At 45.8% G+C, this 18,367-nt stretch carries 14 protein-coding genes; 10 read left to right on the forward strand and 4 right to left on the reverse strand.

Annotated elements, in window-relative coordinates; genetic code table 11:
* The first annotated feature begins 9 nt into the window (after positions 1–9).
* The 3 genes from AQUSIP_RS12560 to fumC all read left to right on the forward strand — a co-directional run bounded on the left by AQUSIP_RS12560 (position 10) and on the right by fumC (position 4,774).
* The gene (locus AQUSIP_RS12560; RefSeq protein WP_114833318.1) at positions 10–606 is read left to right on the forward strand and encodes a hypothetical protein; all 597 of its coding nucleotides are present in this window, start codon (positions 10–12) and stop codon (positions 604–606) included.
* A gap of 88 nt (positions 607–694) precedes the next feature.
* The gene (pepN, locus tag AQUSIP_RS04780) at positions 695–3,361 is read left to right on the forward strand and encodes an aminopeptidase N (RefSeq protein ID WP_114833319.1); all 2,667 of its coding nucleotides are present in this window, start codon (positions 695–697) and stop codon (positions 3,359–3,361) included.
* Between the two features lie 9 nt (positions 3,362–3,370).
* Positions 3,371–4,774, forward strand: coding sequence for a class II fumarate hydratase (fumC, locus tag AQUSIP_RS04785; RefSeq protein WP_114833320.1), 1,404 nt, complete (start codon positions 3,371–3,373; stop codon positions 4,772–4,774).
* 74 nt (positions 4,775–4,848) lie between these two features.
* On the opposite strand, the gene AQUSIP_RS04790 is transcribed toward fumC, so the two are convergent.
* Positions 4,849–5,478 carry a MarC family protein gene (locus tag AQUSIP_RS04790; protein WP_114833321.1) on the reverse strand — a complete coding sequence of 210 codons (630 nt, stop codon included), beginning with the start codon at positions 5,476–5,478 and terminating at the stop codon, positions 4,849–4,851.
* Between the two features lie 253 nt (positions 5,479–5,731).
* Between AQUSIP_RS04790 and serC the strand changes: the two genes are divergently transcribed.
* From serC to AQUSIP_RS04825, 7 genes are all read left to right on the forward strand, one after another.
* On the forward strand, positions 5,732–6,835 hold the full coding sequence (gene serC, locus AQUSIP_RS04795; protein ID WP_114833322.1) for a 3-phosphoserine/phosphohydroxythreonine transaminase: 1,104 nt from the start codon (positions 5,732–5,734) through the stop codon (positions 6,833–6,835).
* Between the two features lie 65 nt (positions 6,836–6,900).
* On the forward strand, positions 6,901–7,392 hold the full coding sequence (locus tag AQUSIP_RS04800) for a hypothetical protein (RefSeq protein ID WP_114833323.1): 492 nt from the start codon (positions 6,901–6,903) through the stop codon (positions 7,390–7,392).
* Positions 7,393–7,659: 267 nt separating this feature from the next.
* A complete protein-coding gene (locus AQUSIP_RS04805) occupies positions 7,660–8,028 on the forward strand; it encodes a type IV pilus modification PilV family protein (RefSeq protein WP_170131715.1) in 369 nt (122 codons plus the stop codon).
* The gene (locus tag AQUSIP_RS04810; RefSeq protein ID WP_114833325.1) at positions 8,007–8,858 is read left to right on the forward strand and encodes a PilW family protein; all 852 of its coding nucleotides are present in this window, start codon (positions 8,007–8,009) and stop codon (positions 8,856–8,858) included. Before AQUSIP_RS04805 ends, AQUSIP_RS04810 begins: the two co-directional genes overlap by 22 nt.
* Positions 8,855–9,394, forward strand: a complete 540-nt coding sequence (locus AQUSIP_RS04815) for a hypothetical protein (RefSeq protein WP_114833326.1) — start codon at positions 8,855–8,857, stop codon at positions 9,392–9,394. Before AQUSIP_RS04810 ends, AQUSIP_RS04815 begins: the two co-directional genes overlap by 4 nt.
* A 12-nt stretch (positions 9,395–9,406) precedes the next feature.
* Positions 9,407–10,192 (forward strand): enoyl-CoA hydratase/isomerase family protein, encoded by a 786-nt coding sequence (locus AQUSIP_RS04820; RefSeq protein WP_170131716.1) that lies wholly within the window; start codon positions 9,407–9,409, stop codon positions 10,190–10,192.
* A 2-nt stretch (positions 10,193–10,194) separates the two neighbouring features.
* The gene (locus tag AQUSIP_RS04825) at positions 10,195–11,022 is read left to right on the forward strand and encodes an SDR family oxidoreductase (protein WP_172621968.1); all 828 of its coding nucleotides are present in this window, start codon (positions 10,195–10,197) and stop codon (positions 11,020–11,022) included.
* Between the two features lie 111 nt (positions 11,023–11,133).
* Here AQUSIP_RS04825 and AQUSIP_RS04830 read toward each other — a convergent pair whose 3' ends face one another.
* The 3 genes from AQUSIP_RS04830 to AQUSIP_RS04840 form a co-directional block, all read right to left on the reverse strand.
* Positions 11,134–14,526, reverse strand: coding sequence for a UvrD-helicase domain-containing protein (locus AQUSIP_RS04830; protein WP_170131717.1), 3,393 nt, complete (start codon positions 14,524–14,526; stop codon positions 11,134–11,136).
* Positions 14,507–17,227 carry a PD-(D/E)XK nuclease family protein gene (locus AQUSIP_RS04835; RefSeq protein ID WP_170131718.1) on the reverse strand — a complete coding sequence of 907 codons (2,721 nt, stop codon included), beginning with the start codon at positions 17,225–17,227 and terminating at the stop codon, positions 14,507–14,509. Before AQUSIP_RS04835 ends, AQUSIP_RS04830 begins: the two co-directional genes overlap by 20 nt.
* A gap of 69 nt (positions 17,228–17,296) precedes the next feature.
* Complete coding sequence (locus tag AQUSIP_RS04840; protein WP_170131719.1) at positions 17,297–18,238, reverse strand: DMT family transporter; 942 nt, start codon at positions 18,236–18,238, stop codon at positions 17,297–17,299.
* Between the last annotated feature and the right edge of the window lie 129 nt (positions 18,239–18,367).

Raw genomic sequence — 18,367 nt, forward strand, 5'->3', positions numbered from 1 at the left:
GAATTTGATATGAAACAGAAATATTTCGCAATAGCCGTTTTGACTGCCTTTCTGCCGTTCGGTGCGAGCGCACAGGACCAACAGGGAACCATGCCATCAGGCCCACCGCCCGGCCAAATGCCCCAAGGTCAAAACCAATCTTCCCCCTCTGAGCAAATTTCCCCTGCTCAGGGCGATACACCCCCGGGCACTCCAATTGAAAGCAAAAGCGCGGGCGGCGAGAGCCAGATGACGATTATTGATGCCTCAGGGAACTTGAAAATAGTCGAAAAACCTAAGCAGGATGGACAGGATGCCCAACCCCAACCGGATCAAGGCCCTTCCTCAGTCTCTACGCCCCCGGATGCATCGGCTACGCCGATTACTCCTTCTTCGCCGCCCTCTGCTCCATCAGACATTTCGCCGTCGGTGCCAGCACAGCCTGCTCAACCCCCGCAGCCGCCTTCGCCGCCAGCAGATGAGCTTCCGCCGGGCATGCCTACGCCCCCTGCTGGTGCGCCCCAGCCGAGTCCTCAGCCGTTTGGGCCTACCGCGCCTGCTCAATCGCCGATGCCGCAACCTATGCCGGGATCGGGCCCCACAGGAAGTCAGCCAGCAGGATCTTAGTCGTTGAAAGTTTGTGTCGGGCTGTGTAAATGTTATTTTTCAGAAAACCCTGTTATGGCAGGGTTTTTTTCTTTATCGGGAGAATACGATGTCAGAATCATTAGTCATACAAAAATCCAGACAGGAACCGCAAACCATCTACCTTAAGGATTACCAGGTGCCCCCTTATCTGGTTGATGAAATCAATCTTGATTTTGAACTTCATGAAGATGAAACATTGGTTAAATCAATACTGAAAATACGGCACAACCGTCATAGCCCGGATAAAACAAGAAAATTAATATTGAACGGCGAGGAATTAATACTGGTTTCAGTTTTGTTAAATGGCGAAGCACTTTCAAGCGATCAATATGAAGTAACAGACCAGAACTTGATTATTCCTGATGTGCCCGATAGTTTTGATTTGACGATTACCACGAAAATTTATCCGCGCAAAAATACTGCGCTAAGCGGCCTTTATAGCTCTGCAAACGCATTCTGTACTCAGTGTGAAGCGGAAGGATTCAGGCGCATTACCTATTTTCCGGACCATCCAGATGTGCTGGCGCGTTACACGACAACAATTACAGCTGATGCTGCACGTTATCCTTATCTGCTGTCTAATGGCAATTTAGTGGATTCAGGAAAACGGAGCGATGGTCGTCACTGGGCAAAATGGGAAGACCCGTTTAAAAAACCCAGTTACCTGTTTGCGCTGGTGGCAGGCGATTTTGACCTGATTGAAGATCAATTCACGACACAATCAGGACGCAATATTTTATTACATATTTATGTCGAAAAAGGATACGCAGATCAAGCTCATCATGCCATGTATGCGCTTAAAGAAGCCATGCGCTGGGATGAGAAAGCCTATGGCCGCGAGTACGATCTTGATATTTATATGATCGTAGCCATTAGCGATTTCAACATGGGGGCGATGGAAAATAAAGGTCTGAATATCTTTAATACCAAATATGTTTTAGCCAAACCGGAAACAGCTACCGATGATGATTACATCCATATCATGTCTGTTGTGGGTCATGAGTACTTTCATAACTGGACAGGAAACCGTGTAACTTGTCGTGACTGGTTTCAATTAAGCCTGAAAGAAGGCCTGACTATTTTCCGCGATCAGAGTTTTACAGAAGACGTGCTCTCGCGTGCAGTGATGCGTATACGCGATGTAAACCATTTGCGTGAAATCCAGTTTCCTGAAGATGCAGGTCCCCTGGCGCATCCTGTGCGTCCAGAGTCTTATATTGAGATTAATAATTTTTATACTTCCACCGTGTATAACAAAGGCGCAGAAGTATTGCGCATGTTGCAAACCATTCTAGGTCCTGCTTTGTTTCGCAAAGGCATGGATTTGTATTTTGCCCGTCATGATGGACAGGCTGTCACCATCGAAGATTATGTTAAAACGATGGAAGATGTTTCAGGCATTAACCTTGCACAATTCAGGCTTTGGTACAGTCAGGCAGGTACACCGATCGTCACCGTACAAGGTGATTATGATTTCAAGAAGCAGCAGTATACATTGACACTTCAACAAACCTGTCCGCCGACACCGGACCAGGCTTATAAAAAACCTATGCATATACCAGTCAAAATGGGATTGCTGGATCAAAAAGGTCATGCGATTCCACTGCAATTAAACGACGAGCCGTTTGAGACGGAAAAAGTATTGCATCTGACAACGCCTTCGCAAACTTTTCGATTTAATAATGTGCCTTCGCAACCCATTCCTTCGCTGCTGCGCAATTTTTCCGCGCCAGTCAAGTTGAAGTATGCTTATTCCGATGAGGAATTGTTATTTTTATTCAAGCATGACACGGATGCGTTTAATCGTTGGGAAGCAGGCCAGCAGTATATGCTAAGGCTTATTTTGCAACTGGTTCAGGATTACACGCAGGAAAAAACACTGCATTTACCGCAAGACATGTTGGATATCTTTGCTTTTATTCTTAAGCAGGATACAAATGACAAGCTGATGATTGCAGAAATGCTGGTTTTACCGTCGGAGCGATATATAGGCGAGCAGATGAATGTCATTGATGTCGATTCTATTCATGCAGTGCGTGAATTTATTTTGGCGCAAACAGCTTATCAGCTGCATGCGTTACTGCTCGAGACTTATCATCAGTACCATGATCCGGCGGGAGAATACCGCTTCAACATGGAAGCGGTAGGCAAACGTCAGCTTAAAAACCTCTGTCTTTCTTATTTAATGCATCTGCCTCAATACGATGAGCTAGGCATGCAGCAATTCGAAGCTTCGCTCAAGTCAAACATGACAGACACGCTGGCTGCTTTAACGGCTTTATCTAATATTGATTCGCCACTGCGTACAAAAGCCCTGGATCAATTTTATGCGGTATGGCAGCAGGATGCGCTGGTGGTTGATAAATGGTTTGCGATACAGGCTGCGACCAAGCTGCCGATCGCGTTGCCGCAAGTAAGAAAGCTCATGCAGCACGAGGCGTTTGATATTAAAAATCCCAACAAAGTCTATTCCTTGATTGGTACATTTGGACATCGCAATGCCATCCGTTTCCATTCACTGGACGGAGAAGGCTACGCTTATCTACGCGAAGCTGTGCACCAGTTAGACAAGCTGAATCCGCAGGTCGCTGCGCGCATGGTAAAACCTTTGACTACCTGGAAGCGGTATGATAAAGAACGGCAAGAGTTAATGCGGGAACAATTGGAATTGCTCCTGCACGATAAGAAACTATCCACGGATTTATATGAACTGGTTACTAAAAGCCTTGAATAGGGGTGCGTTATGACACTTAAAAATACCCGTCTTGAATCAGATAGTATGGGGACCATTGAAGTTCCTGCAGATAAATATTGGGGCGCTCAAACCCAGCGCTCCATCGAACATTTTGCGATTGGGCGTGATGTCATGCCCAGGGAATTAATTCGCGCATTTGGCATTTTGAAAAAAGCGGCGGCGATAACCAATCATGAGCTGGGATTGATGAAAAAAGAGACGATGGAACTCATCGTCAAGGCTGCAGATGAAGTGATCGCAGGCCGGTTCGATGACCAATTTCCGTTAAAGGTTTGGCAAACGGGAAGTGGCACGCAGACCAACATGAATGTGAACGAAGTGATTAGCAATCGCGCGATTGAAATAGCGACAGGCAAAATAGGGGGCAAAGATCCCGTTCACCCGAATGATCATGTTAATCAATCCCAATCTTCAAATGATACGTTTCCCACCGCTATGCATATTGCGGCGGCTGAAGCAGTAGTACACATTTTATTGCCGGCTATTCAGGAACTACGCGATGGTTTGGCCGAAAAACAAAAACAGTTTTCACATATTATTAAAGTAGGACGAACTCATTTACAGGATGCCGTACCGCTTACCCTGGGACAGGAATTTTCCGGTTACGTGGCACAACTGGATGCAGCCATGGCAAACATTAAAGCGACACTGCCGGGTCTTTTCGAGCTTGCGATTGGTGGTACTGCCGTTGGCACCGGATTAAATGCCCATCCGCAATTTGCCGAGAAAGCGGCGGCGGCAATTGCTAAGCTGACCGGGTTGCCTTTTGTGTCTGCTCCCAACAAGTTTGCTGCCCTGGCTGCACACGATGCGTTTGTGTTTGCGCATGGCGCGCTTAAAACTCTGGCTTGCGCGCTCATGAAAATAGCCAATGATGTTCGCTGGCTGGGCTCGGGCCCGCGTTGCGGCTTGGGAGAGTTGATTTTACCTGCCAATGAGCCAGGTTCTTCGATCATGCCAGGCAAGGTGAATCCAACACAGTCAGAAGCCATGACAATGGTTTGTGTTCAAGTCATGGGCCATGATGCCGCTATTGGATTTGCAGATTCGCAAGGTAATTTTGAACTGAATGTTTTCAAGCCAGTCATTATCCATAACTTCATGAATTCAATACGACTGTTGTCTGACTCTGCACGGATGTTTAATAAATATTGCGTAAAGGGTCTGGAAGCAGATGAACGTGCCATAAATGAATCGGTGCATAATTCTCTGATGCTAGTGACAGCACTCGCGCCTAAGATCGGTTATGACAAAGCGGCCCAGATTGCGCATAAAGCCTGGCACGATGGTACATCGTTGCTGGATGCTTGTCTGGCCCTCGGTTATTTGAGCGAGAAAGAGTTTAAAGAACTGGTGCGCCCCGAGGACATGGTAGGACCTAAAAAGGGATAAATAACAATGTCTTGCCAGCAAAAGCTGGCAAGACAACAGTGGTAGTAGTGGCGGGGTGGGACGATGGTGAGGGGTTATCGCAATGCCGGTATCAGACCTGCCAGGCCATTTGCCAGCATACCCACGGCAATTGCCATAATAATCATCCCCATGATACGGGTAATCATTTTTATCACGGATTCACCCACAAATCTTGCAATCGTGCTTCCGTAATACAAAATCAAGAACATGCCGAGCGCGAGAACAATACAAAGCAGGGATAGCCAGACTTTAAAGAAAAGATTCGGATAGTCATTTGAGGCGATTACCAGCGTACTGATTGCACCAGGGCCTATAATGATGGGCAGGGCAAGGGGAACAATAGCAATAGAGCTGCGTTCCTCGGCCGCAATATCATCTTCCGGTGTGTGGTTGATAGGGCTTTCTTTTGATTGCAACATCGAAAGACCGGTCAACAGAAGAATAATACCGCCAGCAAAACGAAAAGAATCAATCGTAATGCCTAATATATCCAGCAGCTGGCTGCCAATCCAGATACTTATCACCATGATGATGGTAATGGCCAGGCCGCATTTAATAGCGGTTTTTCGTTGATGGATAACGGGATAACGGTGGGTTAATTGAAGGAAAATGGATAAAGAACCCAGCGGGTTCATCATGATGATCATGGCCACCAGAAATTTCACTGTGTCAGCGTATGTCACAAAACTCACTCTCTTTGTGTTTTAATTTTTGCCCCGCACCTGATGCAGGGAGCCTATGCACATTTCTTCAAGGGCAGCCTTGAAGAAGCGCGCTAAAACTTATGGAATCATCATAGCGAAGGAGAATAAGAATTGCTAGGATAGGCATCATTTGATAGAAAAAGAGAGGGATAACCAGTTTTGCTGGTCCAAGGGTGTAGTGGATTAAAACTACGGTATTTAGGCGCAATTAATAAAGACGAAGGTTAATGCTATGCGTAAGGTATTCAATTTTAGCGCTGGTCCGGGCGTGCTGCCAGAAGAAGTCCTGCTCCAGGCTCAGGCAGAAATGCTGGACTGGCAGGGGCTCGGCATGTCGATTATGGAGATTGGCCACCGGGGGCACGAGTTTGAGGAAGTGGCAAAAAAGGCTGAAGCGAGTTTGCGGGAGCTGATGTCCATTCCCGAAAATTATCAGGTTCTCTTTTTGCCGGGCGGGGCAACGAGCCAGTTTGCCATGGTGCCTTTAAACTTGTTTAACGAGAAAAAAACAGCTGACTACGTTGAAACCGGGCTCTGGTCCCGAAAAGCGGTAACTGAAGCGAAGCGTTATGGTAAAGTCAATATTGCTGCCCATGCTGAATACCAAGGCCAGCTTGCTTATATTCCCTCGCAAGAAAGCTGGACGTTGAGCGAAGAGGCGGCCTATGTGCATTACACACCTAACGAGACCATTGACGGGCTAGAGTTTCAGTGGGTGCCCAAAACAGGCGCTGTACCGCTGGTTGCAGATATGACCTCCATGATTTTATCGCGGCCTGTTGATGTGAAGCAGTTTGGGGTGATCTATGCTGGAGCACAGAAGAACATTGGCCAAGCAGGTTTGACAGTAGTGATTGTCCGGTCTGATTTGATTAAGGAACCCTTGCCGTTTACTCCCACGCTTTATAGCTATAAAACCATGTCGGAACATCACTCCCTCTACAATACGCCGCCTACCTACAGCTGGTACATTGCGGGGCTGGTGCTCGACTGGTTGAAACGTAAAGGCGGTGTTTCAGCGATTTATGAGATTAATAAGCGTAAGGCGAAGAAGATCTATACCATCATTGATAATCATCCGGATTTTTACATTAATAAAGTCCGTCCAGATTGCCGGTCGATCATGAATGTCACTTTTTATCTGCGCGATGAACAACTGACTTCACTTTTCCTTGAGCAGGCAGAAAAAGCAAACTTGACCAACCTGCGTGGACACAGGGCAAGTGGCGGCGTGCGGGCCAGCATTTATAATGCCATGCCTGAAGAAGGCGTTGATTTGTTGGTTGCATTCATGGCGGATTTTGCAAAGAAGCATGAACGCAGGTTGGCCTCCTAATCTTTGGATAAGAGATAGAAGTATTATCTTGTCAGCTAGATAAAATTTTTTTAAAGGAAGAAAGCATGTCGAAATTTTTTGATACCTGGTTTACAGCAAGGTTAGGAAATAATGCGGTGAGTACGGGTTGCACCCTGGCGCTTGCCTGTTGCTGCTGCGCTGGTGACAATATTGCCAATGCACTGGAACAGGATGGTGAGAATAATAGTCCTGTCAATTTCACTACTGTGCTAAAAGGGGGCCTTATGCTCGCCGGGTTGGGGATAGGCATTTATTGTGACTATCTTGCGACACCTGCGGTTTTCAATGCCATTGTTGCGCACATGACGGAGCATACAGAAGCAGCAAACTGGAGCATTCAATTTCTTGCGGGTACAGTAAATGGAATGGTAGATATCCTGTTGCCTTTATCAGGGTTTAATCTGGGCGGTTGGGGTGCTCGGGGAATGATAGCGGGATTTGGCCAATTATCGCCTGCTTTATTTAGGCCAAAAGATCAAACAGCAACGTCAGTTGAAGAATCCCATCCTCAAGAAAGACCCGTTTATACCGTGTAGTTTGTAAATACTGCAGGCTGGCATGATCCAGCCTGCAGTATGCCTCGTTGTCTCACCCAATTTTATCTCACGCTTCAACATTCTCTCTTTCATTCTTTTTTTTCGAGAATTTTATTTTTTAAGCGTTCACATAGCTGTCATCCTGACCGAAGCGAAGGATCTCTTCTTGTACGTCGGGAGATCCTTCGAGCAAAAACGCTCTCAGGATGACGGCTTTATCGAACATTTTGTAAGAATGGCCAAAGTCCAGTTTAAGGAATGCTTTTTATGCGTAAATTTTCAGGCGTTAGCCTCATTGAGGTATTAATCAGTTTTTTAATTTTATCAGCCATGTTGTTAGGGTTGGACGCGCTACAGGTGACTGCTTTGCGGGAAACCAAAAATGCTTATTATTTCAGCGTTGCCGCTCAGCAGCTTAACAATATGGTCGAGCGTTTTGCCACATTCGGTGACAAACAGCTTGATGAACAATTAGCAGGCTGGAATCAGCAAAATCAGGCAGTTTTGCCACAAGGTCGCGGACGCCTGGAGTGGGGGTCGCACACAGTGTTAACCATTTATTGGGGACGTGCGGATCAACAAAGATGTGATAAAAATAAAACTGGGATGACCGGATGTCTGCATATTTTACTCTAAGATTCAAGTTCAATCACGCAGGTGTTACCTTGGTTGAGCTCTTGGTGGTCATGACGTTGGGCATGTTGCTAATTAGCTTTTTACTAAGCATTTATCTCGCTAGTCAGCGCAGCTATCACATACAAACCGCGCTCGGACAAATCCAGGATAATGCGAAAACAGCAGTAGCGATTTTGCAAACTGATATTCGTAAGGCAGGATATATAGGCTGTGCGCGTCTTAGCAAAGATTTCAATGCGATTTATTCATCTTATTCCATTACACCTCAAACCCGATTAACGGGCCATACAGCGGAAATAACCGTGCGCTATATGGGAACACCGATTGTGACTGTTAAAAAATCAAAAGACTCTTCTACTCTAGTTGCCAGCAACGAATCAAATTTTTCATCTGGAGATGTATTAATGATCTCTGATTGTAATCATGTAGAAATGTTCCGTGTAAAAGCCGTAAGTCGCTCCAATGCATCCCAGACAATTATGACGGCACAGCCATTACAAAATCACTACGACGGTAATGCCGAAATAGGGCGGGTAGAAATCAACCGTTATTTTATTGCGAGGACGAACAGAAAAAATCCAGATGGTTCTTTTATTTATGCCTTATTTTTGACAGATGTAAAACAGCACAAAATAGAACTGGTGGAAAATATAAGGGACATGCGCGTTTTATATTCAATTTTACAGGGCAACAAGATCACTGAAGTGTCATCAGAAAAAATTGAAGACTGGTCGAAAGTGACGGGTGTCGCAATTGAGCTGGATGTTACCGCTCCGCCTGTTAAAGTGACTTGGCATCTCTATGTGTCATTAAAGGAGGAAGCGGTATGAAAGCAGGAGTAACAAAAGGATTTGTATTGCTGACGGTACTGTTTTTTCTGCAGTTACTTGCCTTCATGAGCTTGCAGAGTTTAATGAATATTTCCTTGACGACCCGAATAAACGGAGACGCATGGCTGCACGAATTAAACTTGCGTACCGCAGGTAAAATCCTGCGCGAAGTGGAATCTAATTTCTTACAGCGAGAACATTGTTCTATTCCTGTTACTCCGGCTGAAGAGCTTGCCAAAAATCCCTTATCATGGTGGATGGCGCATTCTTGTAGTGGAAATTTGGCGGGGATTCAGTATCATTATGTCGTTGAATTCCTGGGTGAAGCCATTTGCACGCTTATCCGGAAAAATGAAAATAATCATTTAGTAATGGCGGAATATTACCGTATTACTTTGTTGTACTGGCCTGAAAGGGATCGTGAAGCTGCCATATTGCTGCAAAGCACATGGGTGAGGGCGGGGAGAGAAGCTTCGCCTTGCCAGCCGTATCATCTCGTTTTATCAGGACGCCAAATGTGGCGCCAAATCAGATAAGGAGGATTGTATTTGAAGGATTCCATTGTACTTACCCGCCAAAGCCATATAGCGGTGCTCACCTTTAATCGGCCTGATAAACTCAATACCTTTGACCAGGACATGACAGATCATTTTGAGGCGTTATGCCAGGAAATCAATGAAGACCAGACGATTCGCGCCGTGCTGCTGCGCGGCGAGGGCGAGGTATTTTCAGCCGGGTCAGATCTTCATGAGCTTTATCGAAAGCTCGACAGTTTTCCTGCCGAAGCGTTATCTGGTATCCGTCAATTTAACGCATGTATTTTATTGCTTCGCGAAATGGAAAAGCTGGTGATCGCTTCCGTTCACGGCATGGTCATGGGAATTGGCATGAGTTTGCTGCTCGCGGCTGATCTCGCTATTGCTAGTGAAAATACCAAGCTTGCGCTTAGCTATAATCGCATTGCACTTTCACCGGCGGGTGCCAGCAGTTATCTTTTGCCGCGTATTGTCGGGACTAAAAAAGCGCTGGAGTTACTCGTGATGCCAGAAATGATCGATGCGAAAGAGGCATTAAACCTGGGTCTGGTGAATTGGATTGTTCCCCATGAAGAGCTTGCTTCTCGTACCCAGCTGATATTGGATACCATTGCAAACGGACCTATGGTGGCTTTAGTGCAAACCAAACAGTTAATGAATTCTGCCTGGCAGAATAAGCTGACTTCACAACTTGAATTCGAAGCGGAAGCTTTTGTGAGATGTGTTAATACCCGGGATTTTAAAACAGCGGTACGCGCTTTTGTAAACAAACGCGAACCTGAATTTGAAGGAAGATAGGCATGATTAAAAGTTTAAAAGACAAAGTCATTTTTATTACCGGTGCAAGCCGTGGTATTGGCCGGGAAATCGCTTTGCGCTGTGCGCAAGACGGTGCCAAAATAGCGATTGTTGCCAAAACAGCTGAACCTCATCCCACGTTGGAAGGAACGATTTATACCGTTGCCGAGGAAATTGAAAAGGCTGGCGGACAGGCGTTGCCACTCGCTGTTGATGTGCGAGATGAGGAAAAAACGGCGGAAGCGGTAGCCAAAACCATCGAAGCCTTTGGCGGTATTGATATTCTGATAAATAACGCGAGCGCAATTAATCTTGGGTCAACGGAAGAAATACCCATGAAGCGTTTTGACCTTATTTTCTCAGTCAATGTGCGCGCTACGTTCATGTGCTCAAAATTATGTGTCCCCCATCTTAAAAAAGCCAGTAATCCTCACATCCTCAATCTTTCTCCACCGCTTAGCATGAAGTCCAAATGGTTTAAAAAGCATGTTGCTTACACCATGTCTAAATATGGTATGAGCATGTGCACGCTTGGCATGTCAGAAGAATTTAAAAAGGATGGCATTGCAGTTAATTCGCTTTGGCCAAAAACCATTATTGCTACCGCTGCTATTTCCAATAATTTTCCTAAAGTGGTTTATCATGCAAGCCGAAAACCAGCCATCGTGGCTGATGCAGCTTATGAAATTCTGACAAGTGATAGCCGGCAAGTAACGGGTAATTTTTTTATAGACGAGCATTTGCTGAAAGAGCGCGGCGTTAGCGATTTTAAACATTATGCCATGCATCGGTTTGTTCCGTTATATCCGGATATTTTCGTGGATGATTAAAAGAAGGGCTGGATACGAATTGCTTGCATGACTTTATCCTGAGCCTGTCATCTCCCTCGTCTGCTTTTCCGCTCTCGGCAGGGTGGTTGTTTTGTCCACCCTGCGAATGCGTTAAAGAAGCGGATCCACTGCTTCCCACTCTTTCCAGGAGGGTAGTGCGGGAAAGTAGAGGCCAAGCCGTATAGGCCGTTTTTCAATGAGGCGCATGGCTTGACAATATTGATGCATTTTTTCCAGGTATTTTTTCTGCTCTTTTTCCAGAAACGCGGCAAGATCCGCCTGTGAAAATGCAGTGGTTTTATAATCAATAATCCACCGTATTCCAGATTCGTCAATGAAGGTCCGGTCAATGACTAAGTTTTCAGGTTTGCCATTAATTATCGCAGTAAGGGCATATTCAGATTGAGCTTCGTCATGGGCGTGCAGGATCCAGCATCCCTTCGGATCATTGATGGCTTGATTAATTAAATTATGCGTCGTTGCAATAGCAGCATTAAGTTGAGCGGGTAGCACACCTATCTGCAGAAGCTGATGTTTCAGGTAAGTTTTTTGCTGATTTTTTTCTTGCCACCAGTTAATTCCCCGCTCTGAAATCAATTGCAGCAGGCGATGGGCAACAATACCAATTAATTTTGGCATAGAGTCGGTCAACCGAAATCCATTTTGCTGCTGATGAAACGCGATGTGAACGTTTTGTTGCTGCTGGATGGGATTATTCCATGTGGAAGTAAGACGCATTAACGAACGTTGCGATAGAGCAGTCTCTGTCTGTTTGTTTCGGGTCTCCTGATTGTAGCGAATCATCTTCTCTTTTTCTTTTTCAATCAAGGGCCAGATTTTTTCTAAAAAACTGCCGGATTCAATCTTGATATTTTCTTTTTCTGTGTGCTGTACATTAAAATAAAGATATAAATTCTTCTTGGCGCGTGTGGCCGCAACATAAAACAGGCGTTCGATTTCATAATTTGACTTGATACGCTGTTGACGGCCGATATAGTCGTAAATCTTGTCTTTGTCTCCGCCTGTTGCATGAATAGGAGCGAGCAGCAGAGCGATTTGATCTGTTGTCAAAGGTTGTTCCATCCAGACCAATAACGACTTGTCATCCACTGGCATTTTTCGCTCAAGATGTGGCAGGATGACCGTATCAAATTCCAATCCTTTCGCTGCATGGATCGTCATGATTTGCAGATTGGCATCATCATAATGTGCCGATGCAAATAATTGCGCAGTTTTTTCTTTTAGTTTGTCCAGGCTTAAGACAGGGTGATTGCGGCTGAATTCTTCCAGTAATTCAAAATAAGCCAGCACATCATGTATCTCCGTATAATCTTGAAGGCAAGCCGGTCCTCCAAGCAGCAGCCATGTACTTTCTACCCAGAATCGCAGTGAATACCGTTCTCGCTCCACTATTTTTGATTTTAACAAAGGCAGAATTCTTTTAAGACGCTGTTGTCCATCGGGGCTTAAGCGTTTGATGACTGCAGGGTTTTCGAGCTGTTCCCAGATAGCAGCATGCGGGCGTTCCCCGGCTATCACGAGCAGATCAGCAAGGGTTAATCCACACCAAGGAGCACGGAGTACACTTAGCCAGGATATGCGGTCGGCTGGATGCAGCAGCGCTGCCGTGAGTGATAGCAAGTCCTGAGTGATTTGCTGCGCGGCAAGTGAGTCAATATCAACTGCCCTAAAAGGAAGACCCGCCTTTTTGAGCGCGGGAATAATAGCGGACAAGTGTGTGCGTGATCTCACCAAGATGGCAATTTTTTCATTGGGATCGGCTGTCTGCCGATCTCTGATCAAATTCACGATTTGATCAGCCTGCATATGTTCATCTGGATCCACAAAGCCTTTAATAACGATCGCAGAATCAGACTCGAGTGCTGTTGAAGCCTGATGAGAAACGCTGGGACTATAATTGACCGCACCTGTTGCCATATCATTGAAAGGGGGGAAGATTTTTTGAAAGTGCGTATTATTCCATTCGACTACTTTGGAAGTTGACCGGAAATTAACGGACAGGGTAAGGGGAATAAGAGGTATGTTGCCAATGCCGTTTTTACGCATGCGAATAAATAAGCCGACCTCGGCTTCGCGAAACCGATAAATGGATTGCATGGGATCGCCAACCACAAATAACGTTCGGCCGTCGTGGGGTTCCCAACCGCTAATTAATTTTTCCAGCAACAGATATTGAGAAAAGGACGTATCCTGAAATTCATCAATAAGAATATGCTGGATTTGATAATCCAGCGCGAGTGCAAGGTCAGTAGGATGATCGTCACTCCCTAGCGCAGAAAGTGCTGCCTGGGCGTTTTCAATAAAATCAATTTCACCATGCTGCTGAAAGGTGACGCGTAACTGGGCGGCAACAATTTTTAGAATATATAACAGCGCCTTAAGTATTTCCCATTGACTATCCTGATAGCAGGGATCGGGGAGATAGAAAAGCTCCTCCAGACTGGTGCGCAGGTTTTCATCGTCGGCCAGCTGGGTGATCAGAGCAGTGAGACGTTGTCTATATGTTTGATGCAGCATTTTTTCTTGGGGATTTTTTAAGCTGGTGAGGGATGGAAACCCTATTTCTTCATCCACGCGCTTTCGCCACGAAAAGCTTTTGGTTAACAGCAATCTAGCAAGCCCTAGCCATGCAGTTTTGTCGGTGCTTTTAACGCCAGGGAGCGAATGCAAGTCTCTGCACGCTGAGATATCAGATGCTTTATTGGCAAGCGCAAGATTGTCGGCTGCAAAACGGGCAATTACCATTAACTCTGCGATCAGTTGTGAAGGTAATCTATCGCGCACACTTATCAGACAATCTGTAATGACACCAGCAAGATGGGCTTCAAGCCGGTGCCGGATTTCTTCGTCACTGGTATTAAATTGAATGTAAGGAAGCCATTGGTCCCGTTTCGCCAGCAAGTGGATCAGTAAATCGTGCAGTTTATTTAGATCATTATCCAGATGCAGCAGCAGTTGAGAAAGTGCCTGCGACCATTCATATTGTTCTTCGATATGGGTCAGTACTTCCTGCACAGCTTCACGGTAGAGAAATACGGGACTGTCTGCAATAGCAGGCTGTGAACCAAAATGGGATAGCAATGGCAGCTGTTTTGTAAGATAAGCGCAAAGGGAATCGATAGTCTGAATGCGTAACTGATTGGGATTTTGAATCAGGTTCCAGTGAAATTGCCTGTCACGCTCTAATGCTTGTTTGGCCAGCATCCACGTTAATTTTGCATGGCTGGATTCGGGTTCTTGTGCGCTTTGTGCGTGCTTTAATGCCTTGATGATGCGTAAACGCATTTCATTGGCTGCTTTTTTAGTGAAGGTAATCGCTAAGATTTCTTCCGGTTTATTGACAGTATGCAGTAGCGTCAAAAACCGCTGAATCAGTAATTCAGTTTTGCCTGAACCTGCGGGCGCTTGCACAATAAAAGATGCATGCGGGTCTAAAGCTTGTTGACGCTGTGCCTTATCCTGTTCAATTAAGTTCATTGTCATTCGCAGAGATATCCTGGTCTGATACTGATAGCGGAATTTTTTCATTGATACGGCACAATGGTTTTAATCCGCACCAAATGCATGTTTTGTTGGGGTCTTTGGGGTTCACACTTGCTACCCCCTGACAAAAATCGTCGCTTAATTGGGTTAGAACAGCGTGCCATTGTGCACGCTGTTCCTGCCATGAGAGAGCGGTGGTTTTTTTTATTTCCGAAATCAGTTTAATGCCTTTTATTTCCAGTGAGTATTGGCTTAACCCCTTGAAACCGTGTTCGCCGGAAGCCACCTGGGCGAATGTAATACCGACCGTATTTTCACTATCCAGCAAGGTATATAACGGCAATTGCGGTTCTTCAGGGCGGTCCCCAAACCAGCTGTTGATTTCATTGTGCTTACCTGTTTTGTAGTCAATAATCAGTTTTTTGCCGTCTGGCAATTCATCAACGCGATCGATACGAATGGAAAAAACTAATTGGTTGAGCCGAATTTCCGCGGCTTTTTCACTCATGATGACTTTGAATGGCGGGCGTTCGCGCTCAAGCAGTAGCCATTCCTGAATCAGCTTGTGCAGACGCTGTTTCTCCAGCGAAATATATTGCGAGTGATCACGATGAGAAGGCGGAAAAAAGGTTTGCGCTTCAAGGATGCTGTCATGGATAAAGGTATTTAGCGTTGCGTCATCCATACTCATTAAAGTAGCTTGATCCTGAAGTTTACTCCAGATGATTTCCAATATTTTATGGATGATTGTGCCGCGATCTTTTGTGCGCAACCCGGGCAAAGGTTTTTCCAGTTCATGTGCATGCAGGCGCCATTCCGCAAAGGCTTTGAAGGGGCACAGGGCTTGTTGTTTAAGAATGCTCATGCCACCCAATGTTTTTTCATTGGCTGAGTGCGGAGGCGCCATTTCATCCTCAATGACTTCATTTTTTTTGGCGGCATATATCCGTTCGCTGGGTGTGGCAATGCGTTCGATTCCTAATTCGTCGATTTTTATTTCGGAAAAATCACGGATAAGCGGGCTTGCTTGCAACTCTAATTCTTCATTTTTTTCAGCATGACTAAAAATAACCCGCTTTGCGCTTTCCCTGAATTGTTGCGTGAGTATTTGACAAAACATGAGTTCACGTTCTGCAGTTGCATGCGGCATGTTCCGTTCGCGTTGCAGGCTTTTAGGTATAAACGGGTTGGGTTTAGGCTGGGGAGGCCAAGACATGTCGTCCATGCCACTTACCCATAAGTAGTCAAACGGCAGTGCTGCAGCTTCCAGTAAACCCAATATCTGTATGGGCGCTTCAGGTGTTTTAGGCTGGAATAAGGTTTTGGAAGCCATTTTATGTAAGGTTTGTAATGCTTGATGCAGGTTGACCGGCGTTGCGACTTGATCAAGTGTTGAATATTCAGCGATCAAGCCTAGCCAAGCTTCTATGACTTGGTACTCATCGCTGCTGACACTGCGTTCCCCTGGCCAACCGAGGGTGGCTAGAAGCTGGATAAAACGTTTTCCCCACGCGCTATAGGTGTCGGTTTGGGGAAATGCACTGAGTTGAGATAAAAATTGCTGAATGCGTTTGGTAAGCTGCGGGCAATGGACGGCAAGTGAAACCTGTTTTTTGTCTTCTGATTTTTGTACTAATTTGCTGATAGCTAGATAATTGTTATTGCTTTGTCTTAGTAGCTTGTCAAAGTGAGCACGTTTGATGCGTTCACCTTCCGCTTCGCCGAGGAAAGGTGAAAGAAGGAGGTAGCCAATGGTTTCGGCAGAAAGCGATTTTTTATGCAGGGCCAGTAATTGCAGTGCGGCATGAATAACGGGATAATGGGATAAAGTTTTTCCTGCAGAGATATTAAAAGGGCAATCCTGCGGCTCGACAACGTGCGCATTTTCATTGGCGAATACTTCAGAAAAAATTTGCATCACGCGGTCACGTTTTTTATCCAGTAACGGAATCACGCAGCCAATCAGCGTATCAGGGCAATGTTCAAGCGTTGCTTTAGCCCAGCAGGCCATCGTTATTAATTCATTTTCCTGATCAGTCAAACTGACACGCGCGCAGGTCGTCTGCGATTGAGTGAGCGAGATCGTTTCGATTTGACATCCTGACTGCTGACAGGCGGCCAGTAATTGTTTTAATTGCGGCGAGAGTTCCGTGAATCCGGTTAGGATAATTTTTTTAGGCAGTTGAATGGTTTTTGCTTTAATTTGCTGAGTGACCCTGTCTGGCAAGGTTCCCCTATCAATCCAGTTGTTTTTCTGACACAGCGAACGAAATTCAAATGCCCATGTTTGCAATGCAGCATAATCGTCGGCGCTTTTAAAAACAGGATGTTCTATATCAATTTGCCACTGTTTTAGTAATTGCCAGGCGCTTTTTGCTATATCGGCTGTTTCAGAAAGCTGTAATAAGGCATCGTTTTCTTTGGCGCGACTTAGAATACATTCCCAAAGAAACTGCTCTTGGGCTGAATTTAAGAGCAGGGGAGGCGGTGTAAATACTTCACTGGTGCAATGATCCCAAAGCCGTTCGATCCAACTAGAGATAGGAAGAATATCAGGTGTCTGCCAGCATTGATCGCCTTGATCGAGACGATATTTTTGATAGTGCTGATGCAATGTAGCAGACAAGCGGCGATTAGGCGTTAAGACCGTTGTCTGTAAATTAATAAGAGGAAAAAATGCAGTATACGCGTATGAATGCACAGTTCTTTTTACTCCCTTTTCCTCGATGCGGAAGATATTTTTGTGTACCCGCCGCTCGCCTTTGGCAAACTAGGCGTTATTTTCATGCGCCGCGTCAATTGCGGAAAGTGTTGCGGCGCGTTGCTGTTGGGTAACCAGTAACAAGGCAAATACAATCATTAATACCGAGCTGGCTGTCCACTGGTTAAGATGTTCACCAAAAATGAAGTATCCCCACATGAGGCCCGTCAACACGACGATGGTATCAACCATGCTGAAATAAACCGGCCCTGCGACCTTGATGAGTTGAAAGTAAAGGATGTAACCGATACTGGACAGGATAATTTCCAGCAGGACAATCCAGTCAGGCGAGGTGAAGGGGAAATGAAAACCGTAAAAACTATGCGTGAAAAAGACCATGGGCGTTAAGAGCAGGCTTGAAAAAGCAAGCATACCCGCAGCGAGATCAAGTGAATCACAATCAGCCGGGCGGTATCGGGATACAAAAATCGAACAAGCTGCAAATGAAACCGGCGTGATTAGGGTAGAAAGTGCCCAGGGAACCATCCCGGCAGAGGGGAGACTGGAAGCGGGAAGAATGATCAGCACCAGGCCGCAAAGGGCAAAAAGAATGCCGCCTATACGCTGCCAATTAAAAGTTTCAAGCCCGGCGAGCAGAGCCATTGGATAGGCAACAATGGGCACAATATTGACAATCATGGCGACAATGCCGGCGGGCAAATGCGGGGCGGCAAGATACATGGTGGTGTTAGGAATGACGATGCCAGTCAAGCCGCAAATGAAATAAAAACCTGCACGGGAAAAGTTCAGCTTCAGTGACCTGGCGCGCAAAAGCGCGATGCTGCCGATGGTGATAGCAGGGCCGAGCGACTGCCAGAAGCTGTAGCCTACCGGAGGCACGCCGTTGGTGGTAGCGAATCGGGCAATGGAAAAGCCCGTGCCCCAGTTAAAACCGAGTAGAATCAAAAGGAATAGACCGAGTAACGGTCTGGACAAGGATGATTTTTGCATAAATAAAGGTTCATTATCGTGCATTGAAATAGGCTGAATTTTAACAAAAAAAAGCTAAAGCCGCATCTTCGTTGCTTACTCAATCGGGGCATATGGAGCCACGGGATGGAGGTGTTGTTTTTAATGATT

This window comes from Aquicella lusitana (genome assembly GCF_902459475.1).
GTDB lineage: Bacteria > Pseudomonadota > Gammaproteobacteria > DSM-16500 > DSM-16500 > Aquicella > Aquicella lusitana.

What these genes read in the sequence shown, in the direction of transcription:
- AQUSIP_RS04840 (WP_170131719.1), bottom strand. Translation starts at nt 18,238, where the DNA reads ATGCAAAAATCATCCTTGTCCAGACCGTTACTCGGTCTATTCCTTTTG.
- AQUSIP_RS04825 (WP_172621968.1), top strand. Translation starts at nt 10,195, where the DNA reads ATGATTAAAAGTTTAAAAGACAAAGTCATTTTTATTACCGGTGCAAGC.
- pepN (WP_114833319.1), top strand. Translation starts at nt 695, where the DNA reads ATGTCAGAATCATTAGTCATACAAAAATCCAGACAGGAACCGCAAACC.
- AQUSIP_RS04805 (WP_170131715.1), top strand. Translation starts at nt 7,660, where the DNA reads ATGCGTAAATTTTCAGGCGTTAGCCTCATTGAGGTATTAATCAGTTTT.
- AQUSIP_RS04810 (WP_114833325.1), top strand. Translation starts at nt 8,007, where the DNA reads ATGTCTGCATATTTTACTCTAAGATTCAAGTTCAATCACGCAGGTGTT.
- AQUSIP_RS04815 (WP_114833326.1), top strand. Translation starts at nt 8,855, where the DNA reads ATGAAAGCAGGAGTAACAAAAGGATTTGTATTGCTGACGGTACTGTTT.
- AQUSIP_RS04830 (WP_170131717.1), bottom strand. Translation starts at nt 14,526, where the DNA reads ATGACAATGAACTTAATTGAACAGGATAAGGCACAGCGTCAACAAGCT.
- fumC (WP_114833320.1), top strand. Translation starts at nt 3,371, where the DNA reads ATGACACTTAAAAATACCCGTCTTGAATCAGATAGTATGGGGACCATT.
- AQUSIP_RS12560 (WP_114833318.1), top strand. Translation starts at nt 10, where the DNA reads ATGAAACAGAAATATTTCGCAATAGCCGTTTTGACTGCCTTTCTGCCG.
- serC (WP_114833322.1), top strand. Translation starts at nt 5,732, where the DNA reads ATGCGTAAGGTATTCAATTTTAGCGCTGGTCCGGGCGTGCTGCCAGAA.
- AQUSIP_RS04800 (WP_114833323.1), top strand. Translation starts at nt 6,901, where the DNA reads ATGTCGAAATTTTTTGATACCTGGTTTACAGCAAGGTTAGGAAATAAT.